The sequence below is a fragment of the Streptomyces anatolicus genome (assembly GCF_019400875.1).
Taxonomy (GTDB): Bacteria; Actinomycetota; Actinomycetes; order Streptomycetales; family Streptomycetaceae; genus Streptomyces; species Streptomyces anatolicus.
This window is the reverse complement of the sequence record NZ_WMBF01000539.1, coordinates 1-3,992: the sequence shown is the minus strand read 5'-3', so window position 1 is coordinate 3,992 and position 3,992 is coordinate 1. Positions and strand designations below refer to the sequence as shown.

Genomic DNA, 3,992 nt, shown 5'->3' with positions numbered 1-3,992 from the left:
CCCCGCCTCAGGTCAGCACCGCCCCCAGCGCCACGAACCCGCAGATCAGCAGGAACAGCACCGCTAGCAGCGGCCACACGAACCGCAGGTACCTGTCGTAGCCGACCTTCGCCAGCGCCACGCCGCCGATGGTCACCGCCGTCGTCGGCACCCACAGGTTCATCCAGCCGCTGGCCGCCTGCCAGGCCGTCACGACGACCGCGCGCGGGACGCCGGCGAAGTCGGCGAGCGGGGCGAGGATCGGCATGGCGAGCGTGGCGTGGCCGGAGGTGGAGGGGATCAGGAAGGCGAGCGGGAGGTTCACGACGAAGACGATGACCGCGAAGAGGCCGGAGGACGTCCCCTTCACCACGCCCTCGATGGAGTGCAGGACGGTGTCCGTGATCTTCGAGTTGTTCATGATCGTCGTGACGCCGCGGGCCAGCAGGATGACAAGCGCGGGCGAGACGAAGTCGGCCGCGCCCTGGATGATCGTCGAGCTGAGCCGCTGCTCCCCCATCCGCGCGACGAGCCCGACGAGGACGGCCGCGCAGAGGAAGAGCGCCGCCAGCTGCGGGAAGGACCAGCCGAGTTCGAAGCCGTACGGGGTGGCGTCGGCGTCGCCGGTGAGCGCGCTCGACCAGGGCACCACCGAGAAGATCATGAAGGCGAAGACGAGCGCCGTCGCGACGAGCACGGTCTTGTGCAGCCGGGTCAGCTCCGGCACCTCGCTCACGCCCGCCGCGGCCCGCTCGCGGTCCCGGTCGCCCGGCAGGAACCCCGAAAGGGAGCGCTCCGGGTCGCGCCGCACGCGCGTGGCGTAGCGGATGACGTACGCCACCGTGACCGCGGTGAGCACGATCCACATGGCGAAGCGCAGCACGATGCCGTCGCCGAGGGAGATGTCGGCGGCGGAGGAGGCCACGCCCGTCGCGAAGGGGTTCACCGTCGAGCACAGCACGCCGACGCCCGCGCCGAGGATGATGACGCCGACGGCGGTCATGCGGTCGTAGCCGAGGGCGAGCATCAGCGGCACGATCAGTCCGTAGAAGCCGAGCGTCTCCTCGGCGAAGCCCTCGACGGTGCCGAGTACGGAGAAGACGACCATGACCCCGGCGATCAGCAGCGCCCCGCGCTCCCGCAGCCGGTGCGCGAGCCGCCCGATGCCCCGGTCGAGGGCGCCGGTGGCGAAGACGACGGTGATGAAGGCCCCGATGGCAAGCACGAAGAGGAACACGCCCGCGCTGCCGTACAGGGCGCCCACGTTGTCGGGGGCGACGAACGCGGTCTTCTCGTCCTGGATGCCGTAGAGGCCGTTGACGGGCGCCAGGAACAGGTCGTTGAGGCGGTCGACGAAGGACTGGCCGGAGTCGACGCGGTGGTAGGTGCCTTCGACGGGGGCGCCGGAGTCGTTCCGGTCGTACTGCCCGGAGGGGATGAGGAAGGCGAGCAGCCAGACGGCGACGGTGACGACGGCGAGTACCGTCAGCGCGCTGGGAAAGGTGAACTTCCGCTTGCCCCGCTCGCCCGAGGGCCCTTCGGCCGGGTCACCGCCGACCGGCGTCTCGGTGGCACTCACACCGCACCGCCTTCCGTACGGAAGCCCGCCGCGTACTCCCGTACGAAGGCGCACAGGGCGACGACGGTGTTGCGCAGCTCGGAGAAGAGGACGCGCTCGTTCGGGGCGTGCAGGTTGCACATGCCGTCCTGGGCGCCGAAGAGCAGCACTTCCGCGTCGGGCACCGCCGCGGCGAGACCGTTGACCAGCGGAATCGAACCGCCGGTCGCGACGTACGAGGCGTCCGCGCCCCACGCCTCCTTGAGCGCGGCGCGTGCGGCGCGGTAGGCGGGCCCGCCGGTGGCGGCCTCGTAGCCGGGTCCGGAGTCGCCGGGGGTGACGGTGAGCGGGACGCCGAAGGGCTTGAGCGAACGCAGGTGGGCGACCAGCTTGGCCTGTGCCTCCTTCGGGTCCTGCCGGGGGTGGAACCGCAGGTTCAGCTTGGCGCGGGCATACGGCACGACAGCGGAGGCGCCATGGTCGACGCTCGGCGCGTCCAGACCGGTCACGGTGATCGCGGGCCCGCTCCACAGCCGCTCGCCGAGGCTGCCGCTGCCGATCAGCGGCACGCCCTCGCACACACCCGCGAGCGCGCGGAACTCCTCTTCCGTGTACGTCGTCCCGCTCCACTCCTCGCGTCGCAGCCCCGCGACCGCGACATCCCCGTGCACGTCATGGAGGGTGCCGAGCGCCTTCAGGAGCACGAGCAGCGCGTCGGGCGCCGCGCCGCCGAAGCCGCCGCTGTGGCGCGGTTCGTCGAGGGTGCGGACCTCCACCACCAGCTCGCAGGCGCCGCGCAGGCCGGTGGTGAGGGTGGGGGTGCCCGGGCGGAGGTTGCCGAGGTCGGCGATGACCATGGCGTCGCAGGCGAACCGCCGCGGGTCGGTGGGCGGATAGTCGTCGAAGGCGCTGCCGTACTCCTCCTGCCCCTCGATGACGATCTTGACGCCGACCGGTGGCCGCCCCGCGAAGGCCCGCAACATCCCCAGGTGCGCGATGACGTTGCACTTGTCGTCCGCGATGCCCCGGGCGCGCAGGCCGCCCTCGACGGCGGTCGGCTCGAAAGGCGGCGATCTCCACAGCGCCTCGTCGCCCGGGGGCTGCACGTCGTAGTGGGCGTAGAGCAGGACGGTCGGCGCGCCGGTCACCGGGGCCGGGATCTCGCCGTAGACCACGGGGGCGGTGTCCGGCAGGTCGAGCCGCTCGACGCTCGGGACACCTGCGTCGCGCAGCAGCGCGGCCACCAGGTCGTGGGCCTGCTCGACCGGGGCGGCCGGGAACCCGGGGAAGGCGATCGAGGGGATCGCGGCGAGCCGTTCGAGGTCGGCCCGCAGCCCGCCCATCAGACCGTCGACGGTGGCTTCGAATGACGTCATGGGCAGCACCCCTGGGAGTCGTACGACATGTGCGGACCGGTTTGTTGCGATAGGTCCGGATTATCGACGGCGGGGGTCAGCGGATTCCGGACGGCTCGCCGGGAGGCGGGCGCGGCGCGGCGGAGCCGGACTATGGTCGGGGCATGGCTTCGCAGACTTCAGGAGGCGGCACGGTCCGCGCGGCGGGCGGCGCGTCGGCGGGCGGTGCTCCGGCGGGCGGCGCGGCGGGGAACACCGGTGCGGGGAACACCGGCGAGGGCTCGGTGCGGGTCGACAGCTGGATCTGGTCGGTCCGCCTCGTCAAGACGCGCTCGATGGGCGCCGCCGCCTGCAAGGGCGGCCATGTGCGGGTCAACGGCGTGCGCGTCAAGCCCGCGCACGGTGTCCGCGTGGGCGACGAGGTGCGGCTGCGGGAGGCGGGCGGCCGGGAGCGGATCGTCATCGTCAAGCGCGTGCTCCGCAAGCGCGTCGGCGCGCCGGTCGCCGTCGAGGCGTACGTCGACAACAGCCCGCCGCCCCCGCCGCGCGAGGCCGTGGCCCCGGCGGGCATCCGCGACCGGGGCATGGGCCGCCCCACGAAGCGGGACCGCCGCGAGATGGAACGCCTGCGGGGCATGGAGGGCTAGCGGGCCACCGGTCGCCGGGGGCCGCGCGGGCCCCGGAGGCCGCGCCGGGTCCCCGAGGGGCTGGGGCTCACCCCCGGAGGCGGGCGATCAGCTTCGCCGTCTCGTCGCGCCGCGCCCACGCGATCCACGCCAGCGGCAGGATCAGGATCAGCGGCGTCGCCGCGTTCTCCCCGCCGAACTGCGTGACCGTCACGATGAACGCGCCGGCCATCAGGCCGATGAACGCCGTCGCGGCGACCGAGGAGAGCAGCGGGACCAACAGCGCGATCCCGCCGAGCAGTTCCAGCGCGCCGATGGTGTACATGCCGGGGGCGCCCCAGCCGAGCTTGTCGAAGGACTCCGCGGCGGTGGGGTGCGCGATCAGCTTGGGCACCCCGCTCGCGACGGCGAAGAACACTCCGAGGAACACCTGGAGGGTGCGCAGCGCTATGCGGGCGCCACGGCCACGGGGGG

Annotated in this window: 4 protein-coding genes; 1 reads left to right on the top strand and 3 read right to left on the bottom strand. The window is 73.0% G+C overall.

Annotated features, from left to right (window positions below; all coding sequences use genetic code 11):
• Nucleotides 1-7 precede the first annotated feature (7 nt).
• Both GKQ77_RS29130 and GKQ77_RS29125 read right to left on the bottom strand, forming a co-directional pair.
• Entirely contained in the window at nt 8-1,468 is a 1,461-nt protein-coding gene (locus GKQ77_RS29130; RefSeq protein WP_258022159.1) for a YfcC family protein, read from the bottom strand.
• An 86-nt stretch (nt 1,469-1,554) separates the two neighbouring features.
• The gene (locus GKQ77_RS29125; protein WP_219692061.1) at nt 1,555-2,913 is read right to left on the bottom strand and encodes a M20/M25/M40 family metallo-hydrolase; all 1,359 of its coding nucleotides are present in this window, start codon (nt 2,911-2,913) and stop codon (nt 1,555-1,557) included.
• 143 nt (nt 2,914-3,056) lie between these two features.
• Here GKQ77_RS29125 and GKQ77_RS29120 point away from each other — a divergent pair, with 143 nt between their 5' ends.
• Complete coding sequence (locus GKQ77_RS29120; protein WP_219692059.1) at nt 3,057-3,539, top strand: RNA-binding S4 domain-containing protein; 483 nt, start codon at nt 3,057-3,059, stop codon at nt 3,537-3,539.
• A gap of 67 nt (nt 3,540-3,606) precedes the next feature.
• Here GKQ77_RS29120 and GKQ77_RS29115 read toward each other — a convergent pair.
• Nucleotides 3,607-3,992: DoxX family protein (locus tag GKQ77_RS29115; RefSeq protein WP_219692057.1), on the bottom strand; the 386-nt coding region annotated here is incomplete at its 5' end.

What these genes read in the sequence shown, in the direction of transcription:
- GKQ77_RS29125 (WP_219692061.1), bottom strand. Translation starts at nt 2,913, where the DNA reads ATGACGTCATTCGAAGCCACCGTCGACGGTCTGATGGGCGGGCTGCGG.
- GKQ77_RS29120 (WP_219692059.1), top strand. Translation starts at nt 3,057, where the DNA reads ATGGCTTCGCAGACTTCAGGAGGCGGCACGGTCCGCGCGGCGGGCGGC.